Raw genomic sequence first — 25524 nt, forward strand, 5'->3', positions numbered from 1 at the left:
GTTGACATCCGTCATGACAGACGCACGGTCAGGCTGTCCCCCCTGTGGAATATAGTATTGGTATAAGGAGGGATTCCGTGAAAAACCGCGACCAAGCGATTTATAAAATCGAAACCAAGCAAAAACGGGTTGCCTTGACGTTCGATATCGGATGGGGCAGCAAAGTACCGGGTCCGGTGCTCGGTATTTTGCGGAAAAAGAAAGTGGCTCAGGCTACCTTTTTCCTTTCCGCTCCATGGGCTGCCCGCCACCCCCGCCTTGCCCGCGCCATCCGCTCCAGAGGCTATGAGATCGGCTCCCATGGAGACCTGCATGTCAACTATACCGGGCATGGGAACCGGTGGATTCACCGGCAGGTGAAAAAGGCGGAGGGCGTCATCCGGAAGGCAACCGGGGTGAAGCCCGTTCTGTTCCGGCCGCCCAACGGCGATTTGAATGCCCGCGTCGTAAGAAAGCTGCGAAGGCTCGGGTACCTGACGATTCATTGGAGCGTGGATTCGCTGGATTGGAAGAAGCCGGGAGTGAATGCCATCGTACGGCGGGTGCTGAACGCCGTGGGACCGGGAGACATCGTCCTGATGCATGCGAGCGATTCCGCCAGCCAAACGGCGAAGGCCTTGCCGAAAATTATCGACCGCTTACGTGCGAGAGGCTACCGGCTGCTTACCGTATCCAACCTTCTTGCGGGCCGGCCCCGCGTCCATTCCGCAGCCCGGTCCCGCCCCGGCCGCGCTGTAGAATCCCGCGTTTCCTCAACACGCGCAAAATATACTGCGCACGATGCACGTAGGCGTGCGGAGCGGCAGCACGCACCGCGGAGCGGCGTATGCGCTCGCAGGCCCCGGGCTGCCGGGCGTATTTCCGGATCAGGCTTCGCGTCATCTTCTCGGAAGAAGTGACGAGAAGATCGCGGCCGGGGCGAAACCATCGGCGTATTTCGGGCGTGTCGTTTGTAACGATAAGCCCTCCCGAAGCCAGAATTTCATAAGTGCGCTGGGTGAGGCGGTCCCCCGCATTTTGCGGACAAATGACAAACTTGACCGAGCTATATACCTTGTTCGCTTCCGGATAAGGGATACATCCGCAGATCGATTCTTGGGGGAGGCGCGTCCGGAAAAAGCCTCGCATCTTGTTCCAATAGCGTCCGTACAATGCAACGTCAAGGCCGTTCGCCAAAAACGGGTTGACCAGCGTGCGGAGAGACTTGAACCGGAAATGGCCCGGTTTTTGCCGGTAAAGCTGTATATAGCCGTTGGCCACGAGAGCCGCGGTACTCCGGTACTTCTTGACGGCAGGAACTCGCTTATGGATGCCGGGATCGTAACCGAAATCCAGATGGGCGGCCGGAATGCGCATTTTTTGGTATTCTTTCAGCGTAGGCCGATGAATGGTAAAGACAAAGTCGGGCTTTATCCGCCGAACCAAAGGTCTGGAAAACTTCCGGTGATACCCAGGGTCTTCCGTCGCCCAATAAACGAGGGGAACTCCGGACTTCCGGACAGCCTTTGAAATCCGCAGCTGCTTTTTAGCCGTATCATTGGCCGGCGTCCATCCCATGACGATGACAAGATGGGGGCGGAAGAGGTCGATTGCCTGTGTCGTGTTTGCGTTCGGGAAATAAGTTTTGACCTGATGACCAAGCTGCCGAAACCCGTTAGGCAAACCGTGCACCCACATCGGATGATCTTCCAAAAATAAAATCCGCAAGCGATGCCCCCCTTTCAGGAAGAACGTATTCCTATCTATGCTATGTAGCACAAGTGCCGGGGTCATGTGCGAACGCCCTTTGGCGCAAAAAAACGCAACCCAAATTTGAACAACGCAAAAATGCCGGCCTCTCCTGATTGAACGGAGAAAACCGGCATTTTTCATGATTTATTCGACCCTACGCGGACAGCGCCGCGCGGATCAGCTTTCTTTCAACTTCCGCACTTCCTCGATGCTCGGATAAAAATCCGGGCTCGCGCTCAGCAGCCAGTTGCGGTGCTGCTTCGCCGTTTCATCCTGCTCCGGCTCGCCGTACGGCCACTCTTCCCCGATGCCGACCGCATAATCCTTCATCAGCATGAGCAGTGCGGCGCTCCATTGACGCGTGCCGCTGATCGTCGGCACAAGCGGGTAATACTCGTCATGAGCGGCGCGGATGAGCGCATGCGACACTTCCTGCAGCAGCGGCGGAACCTCCGCCTCGTCCAGCTTCTCGACGATCTCGGGCGGCAGTTGGACCTCGTCCGTCGAAGCGTACTGCTCGTACACCTCCGGCGTCACGAGCCCCTTTTCCTTGGCCGCCCACAGCTTCACGCGGTCCAGCGCAGGCTTGTAAACGGCCGGAACGGAAATGGTCAGCTCCGGCTTCGGGGTGTCCAAGTCGACGACGAACGATTCGTTGAACTTGTACAGCTTCGCATTGCCGCGGACGCCAAGCCAGCGGAGCGCCAGCAGCGCGTGCGTCCGAACCTTTGGCTCGATGGCGACGTTCCGGCAGACGCGGCGCAGCAGCTTTTCGCTTCGCGTGTCGGGCAACATGCAGAGCAGGCGCACCGCCGAGAGCGCCGAGTCCTTGTCCTCGAGCCACCACTGCAGCTGCTCGTAAATCGTATCGACCGGCGCTTCCAGCAGCCAGTCCAATTGAATCGGACGCGCCGCGTACTCTTCCAGCGTCAGCATGCCGCGGCTGTGCAGCGATTCCGCGCCGTACTTCGCGACCAAATCCTCATAGGCTCGCTCCGCGTCCTCCGCAATTTCCGTGAACGCCAGCTGGTCCTTTTCGGGGATGCCGTTGAATTGCACGATCCGGCGCAGCCATTCGGCCAAAGCGCGCGGATTTTGCTGCCACATCATGAAGACGAAGGTCAGCAGGTCGCGGTCGAAATCCAGTCCCGGCTGCAAGGCGAAGCGGGCGAGCGTCGTGCGGATCTCTTCCTCCCGGCGCATCAAACTCAGCGAAAGAATGAGTCCGTTCCACGCGTTTCCGTTGAATTCGTTTTCTTTTATAGCCCGATAAAAGCAAAAGGCGGCCGCTCCGTACGATTCCATCTGAAGATGATGGCGGCCATACCCGGTAAGTTCGTCGTTTCGACTCATGTTCTACCCCCGTGAAAATATGGATATCCCCAATATACTGGGAAACGGGCGCAGACTCAAGTTTTTTTGCAAAAGTTAACCGATCTCAATCGCGGCAGCTCGCAAACAGACCTCCGGACCTTCGGGCAAACAGATCTGCAGACGCGTCACAAACCGAATTCTCCGGTGTATCATCAAGACGTCGCCATCGATCGAAAGATCTGAGATTCGCCGCGCCGGTCGGGATTCCCAGCACATGCCTTGGCCGAACAAGAAAGGAGCATTTCACCATGCAGCAAACCACCATAAATAACATGGCTAGAGCCCCAAAATGGAACGCTTTCGAACGCTTCACCAAGAGAGCCGTATGGCCTGCTTACGCCGGCTGCGTCTGGGCGCTCATCTATGCGGTGTTCGTCCGGTTCTATCAAGCGGCGGAATCGTCACGAGAGCCCTTTTTCTGGCCGGTATCATCGCCATTAACCTGCCGGCGCAGCACTGGGGTTCGTGTGTGCTATCGCCTTTGATTTTGTCGATAAAATAAGCTTTTAACCGCCTGCAACGCCGGGAAAACGCCGCTGCCGAAAAAGCAGCTGCTTTCTTGTCCGCCTTTGCCGCACAAGGTTTTCACAGCAAATTTGGCATTGACAACGAAAACAAGCCCGGATTATGATACATATGATTGATATTCCTAGTATTTCCATCGAAATTATTAATCATCGACCAGTCCACTGGAGAGACATGATTGTGCCATGCCTTCGAAGCTTTTTCGCTTCGGCATCTGGTGCATTGATGTCTTTTTTTATGACCTTATTTATTTCATCTGCGGAGGGATTAGCATGTCGCTGGACAACATCGAAATCGACGAGCAATGGTTAAAGGAAATCGCCGAATTTCCCTTGGTGGAAGCGCTGTTCGGCCGCCGTTCCCGGCGTTTTTTCCGGGGAGCGGAAATTCCGGACGGAGCGCTCGCCTACAAATCCGAGCACGAGCCGCTGCCGAATCCGACCGGGCTCGAAGGCGTATTCGTCTCGTACACGCCGCCTCATTTCAAAGACATGCGCGCCGCCGTGGCACATATCGCGCAGTATGTGTACGACCCATTCGGCAAATTCCCGGCGACGGTGCCGTCCGTGTACTCGCTGATGTATTTGCAGACGCATCATCTCGATTTGGACTATTACGACAAGTTTTTCGGGCCGCACTCGTAGTTGCGCACCCATGCGGAGCATCTGGAGAAGCGGTACGGCATCAAGCGATAAAGCTCCCCAAAAACAAAACAAAAACTGCCCCCCTCCGAGCGCACACCGAATGAGCGCCAGGCTCCTTGAGGGGGCAGCCCATAATTTTATTCTGGGAAAATTTTGCAAAAACCACCGTTTTGCCTTATGATCAATAAGTATCATTCGACCATATCCATTCGGGAGGGACACGAATCATGTCGTCAACCCGTCTGCTTATTTTGGGCGTTCTGCTTAAACGTCAACCGATTCACGGATACGATGTGCGCAAGGAGCTGGAAATTTGGCATGCTGGCAAATGGGCGAACATCGCATACGGGTCCATCTATTTTGCGCTGAATAAAATGGCTTCCGAAGGGCTTGCGGAAACGGCCTCCTCCGAGAAAATCATCGAAAATAAAAAAGGGCCTGCCCGAATCGCTTACCAAGTAACCGAGAAGGGAAAGCAGGAATTCGAGCGGCTGCTGGACAAGGCCATATGGGAATACAAGCCGGAGTTCGATTCGTTCCACATCGCACTGATGTTCATGAACCGCATTTCCAAGGATCATCTGCTCGGCGCCTTCCGTCATCGGATCAACCTGCTCCGCGCCGATATCGAGAGCTTTAAAGCTACCGCCGATTTCAACCTTTTTCCCGCCAATACTCCTCATTATTTAAGCGAAAATTTGCGGCTCTTCTCGGCGCGGCTGGAAGCCGAGCTGCAGTGGATCGAAGGCATGGTCGGCAAACTCGAGCAAGGCTTGCTGTTCTGAACCGGACCGAACTTATTTGTGCTCATTTATACAATATTGCATAATCCGTTGTATTCCTTATCGAAACGATCGAAAAGGAACGGATGCGATGCCTTTTCATCTGCAGCAAGTGCAGGACGCCGGATAGCTCCCCGCAGCCGGCGTCCTAAAAACCCGCGTTTACGCATGACCCTGCTGCATCGTCAGCCGGCCGCAGCGATTTTCCGCCGGCCGGCGGCTTGAATCCTCACGGACATGAAAGCGGCGATGAAGCAAGTCAATCCCGCCAACATAAACGGCAGCGTGTAGCTGCCCAGCCAGTCGCGCAAAACGCCCGCCGAATAAGCGGCCGTCGACGCGCCGATCTGGTGGGCGACCACAACCCAACCGAAAATCATACCCGCGCGCTCCTTGCCGAAAGCATCCGTCGTAAGCTTCACGGTCGGCGGGACGGTCGCGATCCAATCGAGGCCGTAAAACACGGCGAACACAAGCAGATGCGTCGGACCCAGCCCCAGCGCCTGCGGCAGGTAAATAAGCGAAAGGCCCCGGAGCGCGTAATACCAGAACAGTAACCATCGGTTGTCGAAACGGTCGGAGAGCCAACCCGACAGCGTAGTGCCCACCAGATCAAAAACGCCCATCAGCGCGAGAAGTCCGGCCCCGGTCACCATTGAGATATCGAAATCGCCGCAGGCGGGGATCAAGTGTGTCCCGATCAAGCCGTTCGTCGTGAAGCCGCAAAAAAAGAACGTGCCCGCCAGCAGCCAAAAGGTTAAGCTGCGGGAAGCCAATCGAAGCGAGATCAGCGGCTCCAGAAACAAGTTTCCGCGAAACGGGCTCGGCTTCACCAACTGTTCCTCGCCATAAGGCGCGGCGCCCACGTCATACGGATGATTTCGCATCCAGATCACGACAACCGGCAGCAATACCAGCAGGACGGCCACGGCCGCATAGGCGGAATACCGCCAGCCGAGCTCCTCCGTGATTTTGGCAAGCAGAGGCAGGAACAGCAGCTGCCCCGTAGCCGCGCTTGCGGTAAGCATCCCCACGACCAGCCCTTTTCGTTTGACAAACCACCGGTTGGCTACCGTGACGCCAAGCACGTTGGCGAGGGTACCCGTCCCGATGCCCGCCACGATGCCCCATACCAGCTCAAACTGCCATAAGGAACTCATAAAAGGGGTCAATGACAGGCTCACGGCCAGCAGCAGCAGCGAGATCGCCATCGTCCGGCGAATGCCCAGCTTTTCCATCCATGCCGCCGCAAAAGGTCCGATTAAGCCGTACAAGAGAATATTGGTCGCTACGACCGTCGATATATCGGAGCGGCTCCAGCCAAACTCTTCTTGAAAAGGCAGCATAAAAAGGCTCGGCACGGAGCGGATTCCCGCCGATACCAGCAAGGTTACGAACACGATTAGGACGACGACCCACCCATAATACATTTTGGATGGTTCCGATCCGCTTTTCATCATCATTCCCCCTCCTTGTCAACAAAAATGCGTTTTATCGCCAGCCCCTTTGCAGGGTATTATTACGATACGACAATTCGCAGCATCGGTAAAATTGAAATTATCGAACCAATCCATTGATTTTTATGATAGTATGGAACCAGACCTAACCGTAAGGCTGGTGTAATCATGGAAATACGTCATTTTATCACCTTCAAAAAAATTATCGAATGCGGCAGCTTCACCCAAGCGGCCGAGCAATTGGGATACACCCAATCCACCGTCACCTCGCACATTCAAGCGCTGGAAGCCCATTTGGGCGCCCCTTTGTTCGAACGGCTGGGACGAAAAATTCGCCTGACGGAAACCGGAAGCCGCCTTTTGCAGTATTCGCAGGAAATGCTGAAAACGTATGAGAAAATCGAAAATATGGCTAACGAAACGGGAGAGTTGAAAGGTGAGCTGCGGATTGCCGCTCCGGAATCGCTGACCGTCTATCGCCTGGAGCCGGTTTTAAGAGAGTATCGAAAACGATTCCCGCACGTCAGCATCAAGCTGAGCAACGCGACGTGCGGAGCCAACAAAAGAGCGCTGCTGAGCGGGGACGCGGATGTCGCCTTTCTCATCGTTCCGGAGCTTCAGGAGAGCGATCTGGTCGTGCATCCGTTAGCGGAAGAGCCGATTGTTATCATCGGAAGTCCCGATCATCCGATCACCACCTTGGACAGCCGTTATCATAACCGGACGCTGGAGGAATGCCTCATTGCCAACGAGCGGGAATGCAGCTACCGGACGATGTTTGAAGAGTATTTGCGAGACAGACACATTACCCCCTCGCACATTATGGAGCTCTGGAGTATCGAAGCGATGAAGCGCTGCGTCGCCAGCGGCTTAGGCTTCGCCTGCCTGCCCCTGCTGGCCGTAATGGAAGAGCTGCGCGACCATAAACTCAGGCTCATTCCGTTCGAAGGAAGCTTCAGAAAGGTGTTCTCCCAAATGATTTATCATAAAAACAAATGGCTTTCCCCGGCCTTGGCCGCGTTTATCGAAATCACGCTGAAACATGCGAAGGATTGGTCCTACGAAGAGTATGCAGGTTAAAGCCGTGCACGCAAGCTCAAAAGCCTCATACCGGTGATACCGCCGGGCATGAGGCTTTTTGCATTTTATGTCATATCAAGCTTTGTGCGAAAATCCCGAGCCGGTGCCGGGGCTTCCCGCTTGCTCCAATTCCCGTTCGCGGCGCAAAATGTCTTCCATCGACGTATTCAGCGCAGCCAGCGGACCGGGGAAATGATTTTTGTAATAGGCCACATCCATGATCACGAGTAGGAGGAGCATAGCGGCGAGCGCATAGCCGGCCGTTTCGTTAGGAGGAATCACCATGACGATGCAGATGAAGACGATCCAGATCAAGGCCACCACGGAAACGAAATCGCTGTACTTGCCCAGGTTCCACGGGCCGAGATGCTTTTCCTGAAACCGTCCTTGCGCCTTCGCCCGGAGCTTCAGCCAAATCGGGATGCCGTAAGCCACGTACAAGCCGACGACGCTGACGGCGGTCAGAAACGCGATGGTCGTATAGGCCGCGTCCGGGTTGACCGTCTTGATGATATAATCGACGAATGCCAGCAGGAACGAAAGAATAATCGCAAGCCAGATCGCTTTGGCCGGCGTGCGGAATTTTTTGGAGATTTGCGCCCATTGGCTGCTGAACGGCATGCCTTTGTCGCGCGAGAAGGCGTACATCATCCGGGAAAACGAAGTAATGGAGGATAAGCCGCAAAACCACATTGCGGCGGTAACGAGCCACAGCACGACGGAACCGAACGTGCCGCCCAGCGCCTGGCTGATGACATAAATAAACGCGTTCTCCGAGCCGGCGGCAGCTGCGGCGTCCTTGATCGAGAGTGTGACGAAGGCGAGCATCAGGAAGCCGATGGCAAACGAATACGCAACCGAGGTGAAAATGCCCCAAGGCGCGCGGACGCGGGGATTGATCGTCTCTTCAATCGTATGGGCGGAGGCGTCGTAGCCCGTAAACGTCCATTGCGCTTGCAGCAATCCGATCAGAAAAGCGAACAAGTAAGGCTTGTCGGAGAACGTCTCGCCCACTTTGAACAAATAATCGACGTTGTTCAAGCCGTTTTTCGTAAACAAAGCCAAGGAGACGACAAGTACTGCGACGATGATAATGTGGTACCAAGCGGAAAAATCATTGAGCTTGGCGACGATACGGATGCCGATGTGATTGAGGATGCCGTGGGTAAGCAAAATGACCGTGAAGGCGATCAGGACGGTCGTATTGCTGGAGGTGTAGCCGAACACGCCGGCGAGCAGCGGATCGGCGAAGAGCGCGACGGAGTAATCGATCCCGGCGACGATGCCGATCTGACCGATCAGATTGATCCACGCCGTGTACCAGCCCCAGCGCTTGTTTTTGAGGATGGCCGCCCAGTGGTACAGCGCTCCGGCCGTCGGAATTGCGGAAGCAAGCTCCGCCATAGCCGCCGCTACGAACATGACGAACAGTGCAACGATCGGCCAGCCGAAGCCCATCATGCCCGGCCCGCCGTACGTTAAGCCGTGGCCGTATAAAGATACCGCGCCGGTCAAGATAGAGATGATCGAGAACGAAATCGCAAAGTTGGAAAACCCGCCCATGCTGCGCAGCAGCTCCTGCGCGTAGCCGAACTTGTTCAAGTCTTGTTTGTCCTTGTCGTGATGATGGAGATGTTCGCTCATGGTTCCCAGCCTCCTTCATAAGGATAACAACAGGATGACAGTGGAAGGTCCGGTCCGGTCGGCTTATTTTCCGAGGAAGCTTTCATGCTCGCTTTCGTCATAGGTCCGAATGCTGTTTCCGGCAAGCCGGACAATCCACAAAGCAAACAAGCAAGTGACGGCGATCAATACGATTCCGATCGTCATAGCCATGCAGTCTCACCTCCCTCCCCGGCGCGTTGGATTGGCAAGCTCTCTTTCACGGTTATGCGGGTTCGTCTGCGAACATACCTTTTTGGAAGCGTTTTCCCATTAGATTTCCAAGCGGACTCCGCTTGCTTGCTGTTCAATCATTTTTTTCAGGATCGTGCCGATGTGGGCGCCTGCTTCGACCGGAGGCGTGCCGCCACGGTGAATGTTGGAGACGACGGTGCGGTCGCTTTCAACCGTTCCCTGCCGTGGGCGGAAGCACATATAGGCGCTCATCGATTTCGACGATACGAGTCCCGGCCGCTCGCCAATCAAGAGCACGAGTACCTCCGGCTGCAGCAGCTCGCCGATCTGATCCATGACGGCCACGCGCCCGCCGCGCACGAAAAACGGGGTACCGGTTTTCAAGCCGTAGGCTTCGAGCGAATCCAGCAAGGACGGATAGACGTCGCGCAAATTGGCGTCGACTGCGTTCGCGCTCAAGCCGTCCGAAACGACCACCTGTACCTGCGGCTTCATGACGCACTGCTTGCGAATCAGCTCAATGCCCTCGTCCGTCACGATCCGGCCCATGTCCGGGCGCTTCAAATAATTTTCGGTGTTGCCGTAGCGTGTCTCCACGGTAAACATGCCGAATTCGTCGAGCACCGCTTGATTGACCTCGCCGTAAATGGAATCGACGGCAGCGGCGTGATCGCAGCGGAATTTGAGCATTTCCCGGGTCAACGGCCGCGTTCCCGCCCGCCATACGCCGATACGCGCGGGCGTATTGGCCAGCAGCTCGTTCATGCCCTCAGCCCACTTCGGATTCGGGACATTATGCGAGGCCGCATCGCCGAAGCCTAGGATACCGCTCTCCTCCGCATGGGACCCGGCGTCCGTCACAGGAGATTGGCGCGCATGCTCTTGGCTACCGCCTCCCGTGCTTGGGGCCGTGTCTTGCTGTGAATCGCCTGCGTCCGCGGTGCCTTTAGGAGCCGGCGCATCTTTTACGCCCGGCAAGCCGGCCGTGCCAAGCTTCTTCTCCAGCTCCGCCATCACTTGATCGACAAGCCGGTCCAATGAAATGGTCATCGCTTCTCTCCTCCTCTCGCAGCGCTATACGATTGATTACATAAACAGTGTCGGGTCCCCGGCCAGCGGGGTCAGGCGTCCGTTTTCCATAATGCCCATCTTGACCAGCCAGCGCTCGAATTCCGGCGCAGGGCGGCGCCCCGTCATTTCCCGCAGCGTAGCGATATCGTGAAAGCTCGTGGACTGGTAATTCAGCATGCAGTCGTCCGCCATCGCCACGCCGATGACGAAGTTGACGCCGGCGGCGGTCAGCAGCACGGACAAATTGTCCATATCGTTCTGGTCCGCTTTCATATGGTTCGTATAGCAGACGTCCACGCCCATCGGCAGCTGCTGCAGCTTGCCCATGAAATGGTCTTCCAGTCCGGCGCGGATGACCTGCTTCGAATCGTACAAATATTCCGGTCCGATGAAGCCGACAACCGTATTGACCATGAAAGGGTTATATTTCCTGGCGAGCGCGTAGCACCGCGATTCGAGCGTCACCTGGTCGATGCCGAAATGCGCCTCGGCGGACAGCTCGGAGCCCTGCCCCGTCTCGAAATACCACAGATTAGGACCGGTTCCCGTCCCGTCGCGCCGAATCAGGTCGTCCGCCTCGTCGAGCAGGGCGACATCGATGCCGAACGCTTTGTTGCCCGCTTCGGTGCCCGCCAGGCTTTGGAATACCATGTCGGCGGGAGCGCCCTGCCGGATCGCACGCATCTGCGTTTTCACATGCGCCAGCACGCAGTTTTGGGTCGGAATCTGCCACTTGGTCATCACTTCTTTGGTCGCGTTCAACAGTTCCTTCACGCTATCCGCCGAATCGATGACGGGATTGATGCCAAGGACGGCATCCCCGATTCCGTAGCTTAGCGCTTCGAACAAAGACGCTTTCATGCCTTGGATGTTATCCGTCGGGTGATTCGGCTGGGCTCGGCCCGCGAGCACGCCCTTCTGCCCGATCGTAATGTTGCAGTGGGTCGTCACTTCCATCTTGGACGCCGCCTGCATCAAATCGAGATTGCTCATCAGCTTGGCGGCGGCCGCTACCATTTCGCTGGTAAGTCCCCGGCTGATGCGGCGTATTTCGGAGTTGCCCGTCTCGTGCCGCAGCAGCGTTTCGCGCAGCTCGGCTACGGTCCAGTTGCGGATTTCCGCATAGATTTTCTCGTTGACGCCTTCCTCGATGATCCGTGACACTTCATCGGTTTCCGGCGGCAGCAGCGGATGGTTGCGAATGTCCGCCAGCGTCAGCTCGGACAGCACCAGCTTGGCCGCCATCCGTTCCTTGGCATCCTCGGCCGCAATCCCGGCAAGCTGATCTCCGGATTTTTCTTCGTTCGCCTTGGCCATCACGTCTTTTAAATCGCGAAATTGAAATGTTTTGCCGAGTAAAGCGGTTTTTAGCTTCAACGTCGGTCCCCCTCTCTGCCATGAAACGCCAGCGTCTTGACGACCACGGGAATCATAATGCCCGCAATCGGTTCCCCTAAATCGATATAATCTCCGTGCTCGACCTTGATCTGATCGATGCACACGATCTTCGTCCGTTCCTTTAGCCGTTTTTCGAGCGATTGGCCGAGCGCCTTGGCGATGTCGGTGTCGCAAACGACGACCATCACCCGGCTGTCCGGAAAATAGGCGGCGAAGCTTTCGCTCAACCGGTCGGCTAATCGCTGAAGCGAGGCGTAGCCGCAATGTTCGAGCCCGGCCAAAGCCAGCGCGAACGGCGGCGAGGCGTCCCGCTCGAACAAGGCTGCGCCGCTCTGCATCGTCTGCTCGACGGCTGCGGCAAGCGAGGCCGGCTGTTCGAGCAGCGACAGCGTCAGCTCCAGCTTGCACACCGGGAGGTTGCGGATCGGCAGCAGCGTAGGGTCCAGATGGACAGTAGCTCCGCTGATCTCCGTGCTCTGCATGCCCGCTCCGATGACCGTCGCCCGTACGGTCTGATCGGGCACCGCCAGCCGGATCGGATATCGTGCGGCGCACGCTTTGAGCGTATGCGCCAGCAGCGGCCCGATATCGCCGTGCTTGGCGGCTTCGGCCAAGCTCTGCGGCTTCGCTTCCTCCATCAGCCGCCCGATGCCGCCGGATACCGTCCATTCTTCGATCGGCGGCACTTGCGGCAGCGGAGCGCCCAGCGTCAGCTTGCGGACCGTATCGCGCTCTTCGGGAGCCGTCATGCCCGCTAAATCGTCGAGCATGGCGAGGCTCATCGCCCGGCACAGGTCCTCAAGCAGGGCGTAGCTGACGGTATGCCCCGGCTCCAGCCGGTATCCGGCAGCCTCCAGCCACGGCCGGATCGATGGCGAGACGTTCGTCACCGTTCCCCCGGCGTTCAGCTCGATCAGGCGTCCGCCGATATGATACGTCACTGTGCCGACCGCTTTTCCCCGGTAAAACACGGCTGCATTGGCCGTCCCTCCGCCGATGTCGATATTGACGACGGCGCCGCGCACCTCCAGCGAGCGGCGGTCCGCTCCGGCGCCTTTGCCGGCCAGCAGCCCTTCGAGATCGGCTCCGGCCGTCGCGACGACGAAGTCCCCAGACCGCTCGGCCAGCAGGTGCACAATCCGGCGCGCGTTCGCTTTCGTCGCGGTCTCGCCGGTGATGATCACCGCGCCCGATTTCAACTCTTCCGGCCGGACGCCGGCCTGATCGTATTCTTCGGTCAGAATGGCCCAGATCGTATCCGCATCCACTTCGTCTTCGCCGAGCAGCGGCGTGCTGTGGATCGGGCTCGCGTAGATCAATTCCCGCTGCGCGATGTCAAAGCGGGGAAGACTGAGCGCGCCCGACGTCCGCACCAGCTTCAGACGGCTGACGATCATTTTGGTCGTGCTCGTGCCGATATCGATGCCTACGCTGGTAATCCATTGTGGCTCCATGCATCCGCTCACCACTCTTTCAAGGACCGAACCAGCGCTTCGGCCCGTCCTTCAATATTCCATCCGCCAGCTTGATCAGCGGCATGCTTTCCGCCATCGAGACGGCGCGCATTTTCCTGTACGCTTCTTCTTCATCCAGCGCGAAAGTTTTCATGACGATCCCTTTCGCTTTCTCGATCCGTTTCCGCTCTTCGATCGACTGCTTGAGCTGCTCCAGGTCTTTTTTGAGCGAGTCGATTCTTTCCTTCTGACTGAGCGCAATTTCGACCGCCGGGATCAAATCCTCCTCCGATACCGGTTTGACCAAATAGGCGGCAACCCCCGCACTGCGGGCGTCCTGCACCAGTTCCTTCTGGCTGTACGCCGTCAGCAGCAGGACCGACGTTTCCGTGTCATGCAGACTGCGAATGATGCGGGACGCTTTGATGCCGTTCATCACCGGCATTTTCACATCCATAATGACCAGGTCGGGCTTGAGCGCGGCGACGAGCTCGATCGCTTCCTCGCCGTTCTTCGCTTCCCCTGCCACCGCATAGCCTTCTTCCTCCAGCATTTCACGGATATCCATTCGAATGATCGGGTCGTCATCCACGACGACGATCGAGTTCTGCATCTTGACACCTCCTCATAAGTCCGACGAATATGACGCCGCTTGATCGGCGGCAGAGTTGAGAAAGTGGTCAATTGAGATAATCGAGGTTACGAAGGGGTGGGGTATCCACTTCCGACCGCTGTTGTCCTCGGGAAATTTGATTGAAACCGCTTATTAGCGGACATTTCCCGAAGACAAAGGCGGCCGCTGTCGCTTCTCCAGTGGATACCCCACCTCCGTTTGCATCTCTATTTTTGTAAACGACCACTTTCCCAACAATCCCACGCCGCTTGATCGGCGTCGTTTAGACCGGTTTCGGCTCCGCCGGGAAAAGCGGAAACGTAATCGTGACCTGCGTGCCTTCCCCGGTGGAAGCCATCTGCAGGAGGCCTCCGAGATTTTCGCGCACAAGCGTTTCCGTAATTTTCAACCCGAGATGACCCTTGCGGGCGCTATCGGCCGCGGCGGGCAGCCCTATGCCGTTATCCGCTACCACCATGCGGACGATCTGTCCGCTGCAGTAGAGCGAGATCCGAATGTCTCCCTGCTCGCGGTCGACGAACGCATGCGTCACGCAATTTTGCACAAGCTCGTTGGAGACGAGCGCCAGCGTGGTGGCGATGTCGGACGGCAGCGTCAAGGTGTCCCCCGAAATGGAGACGCGAATCGCTTGATCCGGCTTGACCGTGGAGGAGACGACGTTCTTCGCGATACGATCCAGCACATCGTTGAACTGGATCGTTTCCAGCCCGTCGTAGGCCAGCATCTCGTGGATGACGGCGATGCTGTTGATGCGGTTGATGCTGTCGCGATATATTTTCTCGACTTCCTCCAGCTTCGTACGGCGCATTTGCAGCCGGAGCAGGCTGGAGACGGTTTGCAGATTGTTTTTGACCCGGTGGTGAATCTCCTTGATGACAGCCGATTTAATGACGAGCTGCTTCTCTTTTTCCTTCAAGTCCGAGATGTCCCGGATCAGCATCAGTCCGAGAGCTCCCTGCTGCTGCCGGTTGATCGAGACGGTTTTCAGCTCCAACGCGACATGCCCGATCACAAGCTCCTGACGGACGATTCCGGTTGGTGCGAGCAGCGAAGCGCGATCAAGCTTGCCGTAAAACAGCTCGACCAGGCTTGAGCCTTCCGGCGCGCCGCCGTGCCCGATCTCCTGCAGCATTTGCCGGGCTCGCGGATTCGCATAGGTGATATTCGCCTGCCCGTCGAACAGCACGATGCCCTCGTGCATGAGTGATTGGACGCTGCTTTCCGACAAGGCGACCGCAAGCAGCGTTTCGCTGAGCTGCTCCGTCGTTTCGCGCAGCCGCTCCACGTTTTTTTCCTGCTCGACGATCTCCGAAATGTCCTGCTCCATGATGAGCACGCCGATCACGCGGCCGGTTTTGGCCCGGATCGGGACGACATTTTGTCGCATCGCGATCTGCTCCTGGGATATCCCCCGGGAACCGATGACCGGCTGGCCGGAAAGCAGGCAAAACATGACGGCCGGCTCGTTGTGCGCATAAGCGTGCATCCCGACCACCGATGAGCGGTAGAGCGACGGGGCCGTCGTGGGCCTAGCCTCGGCTACGACAAGCGCCGTGCCTTGATCCGTAAGCGGACAGTCGATGAATACGTCCGACTGGAACACGTCGGCGAACAATTGCAAATGTCGCGACAAATCTATAATAACTTCCACTTCTTCTGCAGATAAAAGGGTGCGCTCCGCGCACAGTTCGGCAATCGATGGCATAAGCAATCCCTCACGACGTCTCGATTTATACATGCATCGATTTTATTGTCACACAAACCGCGCTGCGAAGAAAGCCCTTACACAAGGTAAATTTCTTCCTGTAACCTGCGCTTGCCGGTAGGTTTCCCTTTCGTATCTATTGCTACACGTTCGAAGCTACCGGTTCACGATGCCCAGCAGCAGTTCCTTCAGCTCGGCGATTCCTTCGCCGCCGGCCGCCGACGTCAAAAGGATCTCGCCTTTAGGCAGCGATGACCGGAGCAGCGAGACTGCCCGGTCCGGATCGGCCTTCGGGTGATCGATTTTCGTAACGGCCCCGATGGCCGGAATCGGAAAGCCCCCTGCAAACCCGGGCGGAAAATAGTTCCGCTCGCGGGTCGCGTCCTGTATGAGCAAAATCGCCGCCGCTTGATGCGATGTCGCCATCAGCGAACGATAGTAAAGCGGATTCTCGCTGTACTCGCCGGGTGTATCGATCAGCCAGTCGTGGAACACGAGGCTTTGCGTTTTGACCGCCGCTTGCTGCTCGCCCATCAGCGCTTTGACCAACGTCGATTTACCGGCGCCCACGGCGCCGATGATCATGACTTTACGCATGGCTTACGACCTCGTCAAAGGAGCGATTGAAAATTTCAGCTTCTCGTGCAAAAATTCGTTGACCGATTCGATCGCCATTTCGACCGCGGATACGTCGCCCACGATAACCAGAGAGCCGGTGAAGCGGTCCAAATAGCCGATATCGACGTTCGCGGCTTTCGTGGCAATATCTGCCGCGATGATCGCCGTTTCCGTCGGCGTCAACGTCAGAATGCCGATCGCGCTCGCCTTCTCGATCCCGAGCTTCGTATACAGTACGGGATCGGGGTTGGCGATCACATGCGCGAGCGTAAGCTGTTTGCCGGGTACATATTCCTGAATGACCCGCTGTTTCTCCTGTTCCATACGCCTCCTCCTAACCGCCGCTATCGTCGCCGACTTCGAAGCTGTCTACAATGCCGACGATCATGGCGTCGATGGGCACCATTTTACCGCTGAACAGCACGCGGGCCGGACTTCCCCGGGATACGATCACATTCTCGCCGACGCCCGCTCCGATGCGGTCTGCGGCGATGACCGGCTGCCCCGCTTCGCGGTCCTTGAAATCCATCGGCTGGACGACCATCAGCTTCAGGTTGTCCATGCCCTCTTCCTTCTGCGTGGCCCACACGCTGCCGATCACTTTCCCCATAAACATAGGACTTCACCCTTTACTCCGCATACTGGACCGCGACGTCTTTCTCCTTCAGCAAATCCGCCGCCAAGGGAGAAACGATCGTACCTTTGCCAAGGATCAGCTTTCGCACGTCCGGCGAGGTATCCGTTTGCCGCTTAACCCATTCGGCGGTCAGCAGCTTGCCTTCGAACACGGCGCTGTCTGCCGCTGCCTTACTACCGTTCGCAGTTCCGGCTTGAGCACCTGCCGCTTCCGGCGACGACGTGCCACGAGCCGGCGCCTCGTTACTCGGCTGGCGCTGCTCCACACCGCATTTGCGCACAACCGCTTCCGCCAGCAGCTTCTGCGGAGCGAACTCCGCGCCGAGGGCAGCAAGCTCGCGCTTGTAGCGCTCGAACAGCTTGACGTAAGGCTTCGGCAGCGTCAGCGTTTTCAGCGTACGCCGGTCCGCCCGTTTCAATCCGGGTATATCGTCCCCGATCAGCACGAACTTATTCAAAACGAGCGCGGAAAACAAAATCTCCGCCTTCACCGTCCCTTTCAGCCCCTGCGCAGCACGTGCGGCGTTATCCACATCGATCTCGGGAATGACGATCCCGTCGTATTCGAGCGGCAGCTCCAGCGGCGCGGGCGCATATTCGTCGGCAGCAATGATTTTTCCCGGACCGGCGCATTCGATTTTATGCAGGCCGAGCCATGAAGATGTTTCTCCGTCGAGAAAAAGCATATCGTAGCAGATTCCGCTGTTTTTGAGCAATATAAAATGGTCCGTGAACGCCTCGTGCGCAGTGCTGTCGCAAAACAGATACAGCACTTTGGGCTTTTTCACCTGCTCCGCCTGCATGGCCTGCACGAGCTCACGGACGATCGATTCGATCATCGGTTTGATCTCCATGCTTCGCTACCCCCTTTCCGCACGAGTGAAGACGCCGTTTTTGCCGATCATTTGCACCGTATCTCCGGTATTCAATTGAGCGGCGTTGGCTTCATCCGTATCGAGATGAACGTCAAGCGCATAGCGCGGGTTCACCCGGACTACAACGTCCGTAAACGCCAGCGGCCGGTCGCCGCGGGTCTGCAGAATGATGCGGTCCCCGTCGGACACCTCAAACCTCTGGGCATCGTCAGGCGACATATGGACATGGTTTTTGGCGACGATCAAGCCCTGCGCCAGCACGACCGCGCCCTTCGGGCCGGCCATCGTAATGCCGGGCGTGCCTTCCAGATCGCCCGACAGCCGGACAGGGGGCTTCACGCCGAGCGCAAAGCCGTCCGTCCGGGATATCTCCACCTGGGACGCCCCACGTGAAGGTCCAAGAATGCGCACGTTCTGCAGAACGCCTTTCGGACCAATCAGCGTGACCGTTTCCTGTGCGGCAAATTGTCCGGGCTGCGACAGCTCCTTCAGCGGAGTAAGCTGGTACCCCTCGCCGAACAGCGCCTCGACATGCTCCGGAGACAAATGCACGTGCCGGCCCGAGACGCCGACGGGAAGGAGCGGCGCTTCGGGCGCCGGCTCCGCAGGCAAGGCCGCCGGAGCTTCGGCCTTCAGACGCTGAATGTCGATGCCCCGGCTTTTCAGAAAATCATTGGCCGCCGGCGTCAGCAGGTCCCCGGCCGCGATCGGATACGGATTCGGGAGCCCTTGCGCCAGCCGGCTGCGCAGACTCGTTTCCGTAATCAGCGCCATAGGGATTAGCCTTCAAGCTTCGGCAGAATGAATTCAATATCCGTGTGAGGACGCGGAATGACGTGTACGGAGACCAGTTCGCCGATTTTTTCCGCAGCTGCCGCGCCGGCATCCGTAGCCGCTTTCACTGCGCCTACATCGCCGCGCACCATTACCGTTACCAAACCGCCGCCGACATGCACTTTTCCGATCAATTTGACATTTGCCGCTTTGACCATTGCATCTGCTGCCTCAATCGATCCTACGAGTCCTTTCGTTTCTACCATTCCGAGTGCTGCCAATTCTCCTGCCATTGTCTATTCCTCCCTGGAATAAAAGTTTAGTTGATGATTTAAAATTGAACTTAACGGATTAAACTTACCGGATTAAATTTGCTGAATTAACTTACTTGGCTTCCAGCTGCAATTCAGATAGCACGCTGCGGACGATCTGCAGAACATCCTCCCGCGAAATTCCCGGATTGCCGGAGGCTTCCGGCTGCAGCTTTTCCATCGTCCGCTCTACCGCCTGCGACGCCACTGGGGCGATATCCATCTCGCGGATGCCGAAGGCGACGCGCTTGATGTTGAGCAGATGCTGCGGACCGATGTTGTCCGACGTAATATTGTTGCCGAACGAGCCGCAGCCCAGCGTAAACGACGGCGTAATGCCGGTCGTGGCGCCGATGCCGCCGAACGTCGTGCCCGAGTTGACGACGATGCGCGAGGCCGGCTTCTCCAACCCGAACGCTTCGATGACGGATTCGTTCTCGCAGTGAATGCCGAGCGTATGCCCGAGTCCGCCGAGCTCCAGCAGCTCCATACAGCGGCTGCAGCCCTCCAGCCAATCTTTTACGGTGTAGAGCGCCAGCACCGGGCTTAACTTCTCTACGGAGAACGGATACGCGTGTCCGACGCTCGTTTCTTCTGCAATCAATACCCGCGCCTCCGGCGGAACGGTAAAGCCCGCCATCTCCGCGATCACCTGCGGCGATCGGCCAACGACTTTCGGGTTCAACCCTTTACCGATCGTCAGAATCGAGCCGACTTTGCGCTTCTGCTCTTCATCCAGAAAATAGGCGCCCTGCCGCTTCAGCTCTTCAACCAGCTGCGGCTTGATCGACGCGTCGGCGACAATCGCCTGCTCCGAAGCGCAAATCGTGCCGTAATCGAACGTCTTGCTTTGCAAAATCAAGCTGACCGCGCGGGACAGGTTCGCGCTGTGGTGCACGTACACCGGGACGTTGCCCGGCCCGACACCATACGCGGGCTTGCCCGAGCTGTAAGCGGCCTTGACCATCGCCGTGCCGCCGGTCGCCAGGATCACATCCGTCCGCTTGTGCCGCATCAGCTCGTTGCTCGCCTCGACCGAAGGCTTTGACAAGCAGTGGATCAAACCGGCGGGAGCTCCCGCCTTCTCCGCCGCCAGCCGCATTACCTTGGCGGCTTCCAGCGAGCAGCGCAGCGCCGACGGATGCGGGCTGATGACGATCGCATTGCGCGCCTTCAGCGCGATCATGCACTTGAACATGACGGTCGACGTCGGATTGGTCGACAGGATGATCGCGGCGACGACGCCGACCGGCTGCGCCACTTCCCACACCTTACGCTCGTCGTCCTTGCGGACGATCCCGACCGTCTTCATGTCTTTCATCGACCCGTACACGTTTCGGGCGACGAAAAGATTTTTGGCCGTTTTATCGGCCACTTTGCCGTACCCGGTCTCTTCCACGGCCATTTCGGCCAGCCGTACGGCTTCCGCCTCGGCCGCCCGGGCCATCGCAGCGACGATGTCGTCAATCTGCGACTGGGTCATTTTTTCCAGCAGCTTCTGGGCTTGACCCGCTTCCTGCAGAAGGCTGCGCACTTCCTGTATCGCCTGCAAATCGGCGTCCAGCTTCATATCGGGTTCTCACTCCCTTCAGTCCTTCTTCTCCGTAAGCATCCGGATCAGTTCGGCCTTCGCCGCCGTGCCGATGCCGGAAGCGTTCAGCGGGAATCCGGGGGTGGTGCGGGCAAGCTCCCGCAATTGCTGGAGCGAAAGCTTTGCCAGCGCCTCTGCGGATGCCACGTCCCCGCCTTCCGTCCCGGAAAGGCCCGCCGCTTCGTCCGCTGCCGCCTCGGCAGCAGCCGGCTCCACAGACGGCTTCGGCTCCGCCGGGGCTTCCTTCCGCCATATGCTTTCCAGCATGGCCGAAACGGAAAGATCCGGCCGCGGAATCACATGCGTTCCGACCAGCTTGCCTACCTTGCGGGCTTCCTCTGCACCTGCCTCCACCGCCGCCCGGACGGAGGCGACATCTCCTACGATATACACGGTAATGAGTCCGGCGTCCGCTTTTTCATACGTCATGACCCGAACGTCCGCCGTCTTCGCCGCAGCATCGGCCGCAGCGATCAAGGCGGGGACGCCGATCGTCTCGATAAGTCCCAGCGCTGCTGTTATCGACTGTGTCATCTCCATCACCCGCTTTCGTTAACAGATTATTTCGGATCTCGCGCAACGCTGAGAACCGCATCGGCAAAAGCGCTCGCCGCCGCGCTACAAGCGGACTGGCTGCCTGTCAGCAAGCCGCCGCCGAAGTTCGTCTCCGTCGGCGGGCCGTAAAATTGGCACAGCCTGACGTCCGCCGCCTTCAATGCGGCATCCAAGCCGTACACCGCTTCGAGCGGCGGCGCGATTAAATACGCGAGCGGCTCGCCTTCGGCGATGCCCGCCACCTGGGACAAGTAAGAACCCGTTCTCGAAATGACGTGAGCGTAGTACGCATGCGTGCCCTCGCTGTTCAAGGAATAAAAGCACGCGCCGTTCTCCATCAAAGCGATAGCCGCGTCCAACCCGCTTTTCACCTCGGCCGGCGTCCGGCCGCCCAGCATCCCGATAAATTCTCCGGACAGCGGGCCCGAGGCATGCGCCGATCCCGCGTAAAAGGAACGGGCATACACCACTTCCACCGCCGCCTTCTTCGTCGCCTCGTCCATCGCCGTATAGCCGACGTCGTCGATACTCGACGTTAACATCCCCAGACTCCGGATTTCCGGCTTCAGCTCCAACTTCCGGGCCAGCTCCGGGTCCACATTCGGAATGATGCGGACGGCCAGCGGTACGGCTCGAATCGGCTGCTTCACTTGGTTCACCTCCGCTGCATACATCAAAAGACGACAAAAAGGCGCCCCGGACCGAAGAACGTGCGAACGCGTTCTCCGATCCAAAGGCACCGTTGCCTTCATGCTATTTTTTTATTGGTGCTCATATTTGAATTGTAAAACAAATCACTCGATATTGCAAGCGCTGTCATCGAAGTAGGCCGTCACAATTTTTACCTCGACCGCTCAAAACGGCTTATTCGCCTATCTTTCTTCTCCCGTTCGGCCGCCTCGTCTTCAAGCTCGGACATCCACAGCAGGCCCATAGATAGCACGAACGTTATACCTACCAGCGCGATTCCAAGCATCAGCTCGCCTATGATTTGCAGATACATCAGCACGGCGGCGGAGGCCAGCATGCAGCCGAAGATGACCCAACCGATCCGCCGTGCCGTGATTCGCTTCATTTTCGTTCCTCCCCTCGCATCCGAATCTCCATACTACAGCTTATTCGGGGAAAAGGGGCTTTAGAAGCATATCAAAGCTTAAAGGTATTCACCTGCCGCTGCAGCAGAACCGACATTTCCTTCAAATGGCCGGAGGCACTGGAAATCTCCTCCATAGCCGCCAGTTGTTCCTCCGAGGATGCCGCCACATTCTGCGTATTGTCCGCGGCCTCTTGGGCGATGCGGGCGAGCTCTTCCAGGGAAGCGGCGACTTCTTCGGTGCCTGCCGACATTTCCTCGGAAGCCGCCGACACCTCCTGCACTTGACCGGCCACCTGCTGAATGGCATGCAGGATGCGTCCGAACACTTCGCCGGCTTGCCCCGCGGCCGCCGTTCCTTTGGACGTTTCGTTCACGCCCGTTTCCATCGAAGCGACCGCCCGCTTCGTGTTGGCTTCGATCTCCCGCAGCAGAGCGGCAATATGCTCGGACGATTCCTTGGACTTCTCCGCGAGCTTCCTCACCTCGACGGCGACCACCGCGAACCCTTTGCCGTGCTCTCCCGCCCGGGCCGCTTCGATGGACGCATTGAGCGCCAGCAGATTCGTCTGATTCGCGATGTCCGCGATCAGCGTCATAATCTCGCCGACTTCCTCCGAGCGGCTCCGCAGCTCGTGGATGACGCCGCCGGTCTCGGTCATGACCGACTCGATGCGGTTCATCTGCGCGATCATCTGCTGCACGACCTCGTTGCCCTGTGCCGCGTCCCGCGACGTCTCGGCGGACAGATCGGCGACGACGCCCGCCGATTCGGCGATCCGTTCGATGCCTGTGGCCATCTCCACCATCGCCCGCTTGCATTCCTCGGCGCTCTGCAGCTGATTCTCCGCGCCCGCCGCGACCTCTTCGACCGCACGGGCCGCTTCGCCGGTCGCCTCGGCCGTTTGCTTCGCGCTCACGGTCAGCAGATCGGACGATTCCGCCACTTCGTCGGAGTGGGTTTTGATACTGGCCACCAGCTTGCGGATACTTTCGACCATATGGTTGAAATGCTCGGAGACAAGCCCGATCTCGTCGCGTCCGTTCACCGGCACGGAAACGGACAAATCCCCTTCTGCGGCAAGCTTCGACACCTCCGCCATCCGTTTGAGCGGACGGACCGTTCGAATCAGCAGCCAAATCATCAGCCCGATAAACAGACCGCCAATGGCAAGGCCGATCAAAATATTGAGCAGCAGCGCGTGGTTCAAATCCGATTGAATCAAGCCGTAGTCGAAGTCGAGGCCGAACACGGCGACCGTCTCGCCCTTATCCGTCCGGATAGAGCTTAGAATGGAAATCCATGTGCCCGAGGCATCCGTATATACGTCGGTCATGCCCGTCCCCTTCTTCAACGCATCCTCATACGCCCGCTGAAACTGAGCCGACAGCTCGTAATCCTCCAAAACCTTCGCTCCGTGTTCGTTCAAGGCCCGATTGGCCTGCATCATCTTCGCATAATGCTTATTGTCCTTCGTCGTCATCTCGGTTGACATCAAGTAGCTGTTGGTAACGATTTTGCTGGTGAGCATTTTCTCCAGCTGCGCCTGAATACGAACGTTCGCCGGGTCGGCCATATACTTGTCGTAGCTCATCGACATCTTTTGTCCGGCCGCCTGGATATCCGCGCTCTGCAGCTCCAGTTGAGCGTCCTGCGCTTCTTCAATATTCAATAACGATTCGAAATACATGGATCTTTCACGAAGGTACGACATCGAGGTAAATGCCGTCGACATGGCGATCAGCAGGATCACCAATACCCATCCGGCTTTCACGACTAAACTGCGATTTTTCATAGCACGCACTCCTTATTGCTCAGATGTATACGCCCGCTGTGAATTGCCCGGGGTTCCCCGGCTCGGCTCGCGAACGCGATTTACTACTATATATCGTTGAAAATCGGATGGAATTTTAGATGGAAGTCGATGGAATTTAAAAAAAATTTATCCTGAAGCCCGGACAAAACAAAAACAGGCCGCCCCGGCGTCAATGCCTGCGAGCAGCCTGTCTTCATTCAGTTGGGCAAAAAGGACATTCCTTCTTCCACATCAACTTTGGTTCACGTAATTGTTCAGTACGAGCGATGCCGCGCCGATGACGATGGACTGCTCCTTCAAATCGGAAGCGAGGATCTTGAATCCGCCCCGGAACGGCTCCCAGACGACCTGCGCGCACTGCTCCTCGATCAGAGGGACGATATCGCTGTAATTCTCCACCATGTTGCCGCTCAAAATGACGGCGTCGGGGTTATACATGCATACGATATTGTTAATCGCAATGCCGATATACAGCGAGGTCCGCGAAATAATCTCCTTCGCCCAGCTCTCGTCGCTGCGGGCCGCTTCGAACAGTTGTCCGATATCGCCGATCTCCACAATCCGATTCGCTTCGTGCAAAATGGCCGATTCGTCGATGTACGTCTGCAGGCAGCCCCGCTTGCCGCATTCGCATAAATTGCCGTTCGGATCGAGCGTCGTATGTCCGAGCTCTCCGGCGCTGTTGGAGCCGCCGCGAAAAATCTCCCCGTCGATGATAAGCGAGGAACCGACTCCGGTGCCAAGCTCGATCAGCGCCGTCTTCTTCGAGCCTCGGGCGGAGCCGCACAAGTACTCGGCCAATATTTTGACCTTCAGGTCGTTGTCGATCACCGTATCGATCCCCGTCCGCTCTTTTATACAGCGGGCAAGCGGCACGTTTCTCCAGCCAAGCGTGGACGAATACTGCACGACACCGCGCTCGTGGTCGATAACGCCGGGCACGCCGATGCCGATACCGATCAGCTTCGAGCTGTCCAGCCCCTGCTCCTTCACCAGCCGGTTGATCGTGTCGGTAATGAGATTGATCGTTCGGTCAGCTTCCGTTTCGATGGCGGTATGCCCAACCGGAATCTCGTACAGCAGCTTGCCGCTGAACTCCATCACGCCGAAGCGCACGATCTTCTTGCCGATATCGACGCCGATCGAAAAGACGGCCTGCGGATCGATATCGAGCATAATCGCCTTGCGCCCGACGCCGCCGGACGAGAGCTCCGTTTCCCGCACCAGCCCCTGCTCGCACAGCTCGCCGACAATGCGACCGACGGAGGTCGGACTGAGCTTGGTTATCTTCGTGATTTCCGCCCGCGAAATGGGCCGCTTTTCCTTAATAATATCAAGGATCATCTGCTTGTTATGCTGCCGGATGACGTCTTGATCGTGCTTCACAATTTTTTTCATACGCCAAAACCTCTTTATTCCACCCATGTTAATTAGAGTCTTAACAAGCTCAGCTACCAAGTCATTGCAAGACATAAAAATGTGGACCGCCAAACTGAAAGCGGTTAAAATTAATTGGACTTCTATAATTAATCCATCGGTGTT

Annotated in this window: 26 protein-coding genes and 1 pseudogene; 5 read left to right on the forward strand and 22 right to left on the reverse strand. The window is 57.5% G+C overall.

All coding sequences use genetic code 11. The features are described from left to right. Window positions 1-77 precede the first annotated feature (77 nt). The gene (locus NI000_RS27385) at window positions 78-899 is read left to right on the forward strand and encodes a polysaccharide deacetylase family protein (protein ID WP_253414548.1); all 822 of its coding nucleotides are present in this window, start codon (window positions 78-80) and stop codon (window positions 897-899) included. Here the strand turns inward: NI000_RS27385 and NI000_RS37195 are convergent. Continuing rightward, window positions 823-1872 (reverse strand): annotated as a pseudogene (locus NI000_RS37195) (CgeB family protein); the annotation flags it as partial. The gene NI000_RS27385 and the pseudogene NI000_RS37195 overlap by 77 nt on opposite strands. 36 nt (window positions 1873-1908) lie before the next feature. Further along, window positions 1909-3084, reverse strand: a complete 1176-nt coding sequence (locus tag NI000_RS27390) for a HEAT repeat domain-containing protein (RefSeq protein ID WP_253414549.1) — start codon at window positions 3082-3084, stop codon at window positions 1909-1911. Window positions 3085-3377: 293 nt separating this feature from the next. Here NI000_RS27390 and NI000_RS27395 point away from each other — a divergent pair, with 293 nt between their 5' ends. From NI000_RS27395 to NI000_RS27405, 3 genes are all read left to right on the forward strand, one after another. Then, window positions 3378-3590, forward strand: coding sequence for a hypothetical protein (locus NI000_RS27395; RefSeq protein WP_253414550.1), 213 nt, complete (start codon window positions 3378-3380; stop codon window positions 3588-3590). 312 nt (window positions 3591-3902) lie between these two features. Continuing rightward, the gene (locus tag NI000_RS27400; RefSeq protein WP_253414551.1) at window positions 3903-4274 is read left to right on the forward strand and encodes a hypothetical protein; all 372 of its coding nucleotides are present in this window, start codon (window positions 3903-3905) and stop codon (window positions 4272-4274) included. A 227-nt stretch (window positions 4275-4501) separates the two neighbouring features. Next, window positions 4502-5059, forward strand: a complete 558-nt coding sequence (locus NI000_RS27405; RefSeq protein WP_253414552.1) for a PadR family transcriptional regulator — start codon at window positions 4502-4504, stop codon at window positions 5057-5059. 182 nt (window positions 5060-5241) lie between these two features. Here the strand turns inward: NI000_RS27405 and NI000_RS27410 are convergent, their stop codons facing one another. Continuing rightward, entirely contained in the window at window positions 5242-6516 is a 1275-nt protein-coding gene (locus NI000_RS27410; RefSeq protein WP_309247939.1) for an MFS transporter, read from the reverse strand. Window positions 6517-6681: 165 nt separating this feature from the next. Here NI000_RS27410 and NI000_RS27415 point away from each other — a divergent pair, with 165 nt between their 5' ends. Further along, window positions 6682-7593: a LysR family transcriptional regulator gene (locus NI000_RS27415; RefSeq protein WP_253414553.1), complete on the forward strand. Its 912-nt coding sequence runs from the start codon at window positions 6682-6684 to the stop codon at window positions 7591-7593. 75 nt (window positions 7594-7668) lie between these two features. On the opposite strand, the gene NI000_RS27420 is transcribed toward NI000_RS27415, so the two are convergent. The 19 genes from NI000_RS27420 to NI000_RS27505 all read right to left on the reverse strand — a co-directional run bounded on the left by NI000_RS27420 (window position 7669) and on the right by NI000_RS27505 (window position 25380). After that, complete coding sequence (locus NI000_RS27420) at window positions 7669-9237, reverse strand: amino acid permease (protein ID WP_253414554.1); 1569 nt, start codon at window positions 9235-9237, stop codon at window positions 7669-7671. 63 nt (window positions 9238-9300) lie between these two features. Beyond that, a complete protein-coding gene (locus NI000_RS36820) occupies window positions 9301-9429 on the reverse strand; it encodes a hypothetical protein (RefSeq protein ID WP_010499887.1) in 129 nt (42 codons plus the stop codon). Between the two features lie 99 nt (window positions 9430-9528). Then, window positions 9529-10500 (reverse strand): ethanolamine ammonia-lyase subunit EutC, encoded by a 972-nt coding sequence (gene eutC / locus NI000_RS27425; protein WP_253414555.1) that lies wholly within the window; start codon window positions 10498-10500, stop codon window positions 9529-9531. A 36-nt stretch (window positions 10501-10536) separates the two neighbouring features. Continuing rightward, entirely contained in the window at window positions 10537-11898 is a 1362-nt protein-coding gene (locus NI000_RS27430; RefSeq protein WP_253414556.1) for an ethanolamine ammonia-lyase subunit EutB, read from the reverse strand. Beyond that, window positions 11895-13373: an ethanolamine ammonia-lyase reactivating factor EutA gene (locus NI000_RS27435; protein ID WP_253414557.1), complete on the reverse strand. Its 1479-nt coding sequence runs from the start codon at window positions 13371-13373 to the stop codon at window positions 11895-11897. Before NI000_RS27435 ends, NI000_RS27430 begins: the two co-directional genes overlap by 4 nt. A gap of 19 nt (window positions 13374-13392) precedes the next feature. Beyond that, complete coding sequence (locus NI000_RS27440) at window positions 13393-13986, reverse strand: ANTAR domain-containing response regulator (RefSeq protein WP_253414558.1); 594 nt, start codon at window positions 13984-13986, stop codon at window positions 13393-13395. A 283-nt stretch (window positions 13987-14269) separates the two neighbouring features. Further along, window positions 14270-15712, reverse strand: coding sequence for a sensor histidine kinase (locus NI000_RS27445; RefSeq protein ID WP_253414559.1), 1443 nt, complete (start codon window positions 15710-15712; stop codon window positions 14270-14272). 156 nt (window positions 15713-15868) lie between these two features. Further along, on the reverse strand, window positions 15869-16309 hold the full coding sequence (locus NI000_RS27450; protein ID WP_253414560.1) for a EutP/PduV family microcompartment system protein: 441 nt from the start codon (window positions 16307-16309) through the stop codon (window positions 15869-15871). Between the two features lie 3 nt (window positions 16310-16312). Next, window positions 16313-16654: an ethanolamine utilization microcompartment protein EutS gene (gene eutS, locus NI000_RS27455; protein WP_036676849.1), complete on the reverse strand. Its 342-nt coding sequence runs from the start codon at window positions 16652-16654 to the stop codon at window positions 16313-16315. Between the two features lie 10 nt (window positions 16655-16664). Continuing rightward, window positions 16665-16946: a EutN/CcmL family microcompartment protein gene (locus NI000_RS27460; RefSeq protein WP_010499897.1), complete on the reverse strand. Its 282-nt coding sequence runs from the start codon at window positions 16944-16946 to the stop codon at window positions 16665-16667. Between the two features lie 13 nt (window positions 16947-16959). Further along, a complete protein-coding gene (locus NI000_RS27465; protein ID WP_253414561.1) occupies window positions 16960-17820 on the reverse strand; it encodes a hypothetical protein in 861 nt (286 codons plus the stop codon). A 6-nt stretch (window positions 17821-17826) separates the two neighbouring features. After that, a complete protein-coding gene (pduL, locus tag NI000_RS27470) occupies window positions 17827-18615 on the reverse strand; it encodes a phosphate propanoyltransferase (RefSeq protein WP_253414562.1) in 789 nt (262 codons plus the stop codon). A gap of 5 nt (window positions 18616-18620) precedes the next feature. Further along, a complete protein-coding gene (eutM, locus tag NI000_RS27475) occupies window positions 18621-18908 on the reverse strand; it encodes an ethanolamine utilization microcompartment protein EutM (RefSeq protein ID WP_010499900.1) in 288 nt (95 codons plus the stop codon). Window positions 18909-18999: 91 nt separating this feature from the next. After that, on the reverse strand, window positions 19000-20496 hold the full coding sequence (locus NI000_RS27480) for an acetaldehyde dehydrogenase (acetylating) (protein ID WP_253414563.1): 1497 nt from the start codon (window positions 20494-20496) through the stop codon (window positions 19000-19002). Between the two features lie 18 nt (window positions 20497-20514). After that, the gene (locus NI000_RS36825) at window positions 20515-21051 is read right to left on the reverse strand and encodes a BMC domain-containing protein (protein WP_301292722.1); all 537 of its coding nucleotides are present in this window, start codon (window positions 21049-21051) and stop codon (window positions 20515-20517) included. A gap of 26 nt (window positions 21052-21077) precedes the next feature. After that, window positions 21078-21722, reverse strand: coding sequence for an ethanolamine utilization microcompartment protein EutL (eutL, locus tag NI000_RS27490; RefSeq protein WP_253414564.1), 645 nt, complete (start codon window positions 21720-21722; stop codon window positions 21078-21080). 191 nt (window positions 21723-21913) lie between these two features. After that, a complete protein-coding gene (locus NI000_RS27495; RefSeq protein WP_054973853.1) occupies window positions 21914-22147 on the reverse strand; it encodes a hypothetical protein in 234 nt (77 codons plus the stop codon). Window positions 22148-22218: 71 nt separating this feature from the next. After that, window positions 22219-23961, reverse strand: a complete 1743-nt coding sequence (locus NI000_RS27500; protein ID WP_253414565.1) for a methyl-accepting chemotaxis protein — start codon at window positions 23959-23961, stop codon at window positions 22219-22221. A 252-nt stretch (window positions 23962-24213) separates the two neighbouring features. Further along, window positions 24214-25380, reverse strand: coding sequence for an ROK family transcriptional regulator (locus NI000_RS27505; protein WP_253414566.1), 1167 nt, complete (start codon window positions 25378-25380; stop codon window positions 24214-24216). Window positions 25381-25524: the final 144 nt, after the last annotated feature.

It is taken from the genome of Paenibacillus tyrphae (genome assembly GCF_024158745.1).
GTDB lineage: Bacteria > Bacillota > Bacilli > Paenibacillales > NBRC-103111 > Paenibacillus_G > Paenibacillus_G tyrfis_A.

Excerpts from the sequence above, each read along its gene's own strand:
- NI000_RS27405 (WP_253414552.1), top strand. The coding sequence starts at position 4,502 with ATGTCGTCAACCCGTCTGCTTATTTTGGGCGTTCTGCTTAAACGTCAA.
- eutC (WP_253414555.1), bottom strand. The coding sequence starts at position 10,500 with ATGACCATTTCATTGGACCGGCTTGTCGATCAAGTGATGGCGGAGCTG.
- NI000_RS27420 (WP_253414554.1), bottom strand. The coding sequence starts at position 9,237 with ATGAGCGAACATCTCCATCATCACGACAAGGACAAACAAGACTTGAAC.
- NI000_RS27480 (WP_253414563.1), bottom strand. The coding sequence starts at position 20,496 with ATGAAGCTGGACGCCGATTTGCAGGCGATACAGGAAGTGCGCAGCCTT.
- NI000_RS27400 (WP_253414551.1), top strand. The coding sequence starts at position 3,903 with ATGTCGCTGGACAACATCGAAATCGACGAGCAATGGTTAAAGGAAATC.
- NI000_RS27440 (WP_253414558.1), bottom strand. The coding sequence starts at position 13,986 with ATGCAGAACTCGATCGTCGTCGTGGATGACGACCCGATCATTCGAATG.
- eutM (WP_010499900.1), bottom strand. The coding sequence starts at position 18,908 with ATGGCAGGAGAATTGGCAGCACTCGGAATGGTAGAAACGAAAGGACTC.
- NI000_RS27500 (WP_253414565.1), bottom strand. The coding sequence starts at position 23,961 with ATGAAAAATCGCAGTTTAGTCGTGAAAGCCGGATGGGTATTGGTGATC.
- NI000_RS27395 (WP_253414550.1), top strand. The coding sequence starts at position 3,378 with ATGGCTAGAGCCCCAAAATGGAACGCTTTCGAACGCTTCACCAAGAGA.
- NI000_RS27410 (WP_309247939.1), bottom strand. The coding sequence starts at position 6,516 with ATGATGAAAAGCGGATCGGAACCATCCAAAATGTATTATGGGTGGGTC.
- NI000_RS27460 (WP_010499897.1), bottom strand. The coding sequence starts at position 16,946 with ATGTTTATGGGGAAAGTGATCGGCAGCGTGTGGGCCACGCAGAAGGAA.
- eutS (WP_036676849.1), bottom strand. The coding sequence starts at position 16,654 with ATGGAACAGGAGAAACAGCGGGTCATTCAGGAATATGTACCCGGCAAA.
- NI000_RS27450 (WP_253414560.1), bottom strand. The coding sequence starts at position 16,309 with ATGCGTAAAGTCATGATCATCGGCGCCGTGGGCGCCGGTAAATCGACG.
- NI000_RS27390 (WP_253414549.1), bottom strand. The coding sequence starts at position 3,084 with ATGAGTCGAAACGACGAACTTACCGGGTATGGCCGCCATCATCTTCAG.
- NI000_RS27445 (WP_253414559.1), bottom strand. The coding sequence starts at position 15,712 with ATGCCATCGATTGCCGAACTGTGCGCGGAGCGCACCCTTTTATCTGCA.
- pduL (WP_253414562.1), bottom strand. The coding sequence starts at position 18,615 with ATGGCGCTGATTACGGAAACGAGTCTGCGCAGCCGGCTGGCGCAAGGG.
- NI000_RS36820 (WP_010499887.1), bottom strand. The coding sequence starts at position 9,429 with ATGGCTATGACGATCGGAATCGTATTGATCGCCGTCACTTGCTTGTTT.
- NI000_RS27495 (WP_054973853.1), bottom strand. The coding sequence starts at position 22,147 with ATGAAGCGAATCACGGCACGGCGGATCGGTTGGGTCATCTTCGGCTGC.
- NI000_RS27415 (WP_253414553.1), top strand. The coding sequence starts at position 6,682 with ATGGAAATACGTCATTTTATCACCTTCAAAAAAATTATCGAATGCGGC.
- NI000_RS27435 (WP_253414557.1), bottom strand. The coding sequence starts at position 13,373 with ATGGAGCCACAATGGATTACCAGCGTAGGCATCGATATCGGCACGAGC.
- NI000_RS27505 (WP_253414566.1), bottom strand. The coding sequence starts at position 25,380 with ATGAAAAAAATTGTGAAGCACGATCAAGACGTCATCCGGCAGCATAAC.
- NI000_RS27465 (WP_253414561.1), bottom strand. The coding sequence starts at position 17,820 with ATGGAGATCAAACCGATGATCGAATCGATCGTCCGTGAGCTCGTGCAG.
- NI000_RS36825 (WP_301292722.1), bottom strand. The coding sequence starts at position 21,051 with ATGACACAGTCGATAACAGCAGCGCTGGGACTTATCGAGACGATCGGC.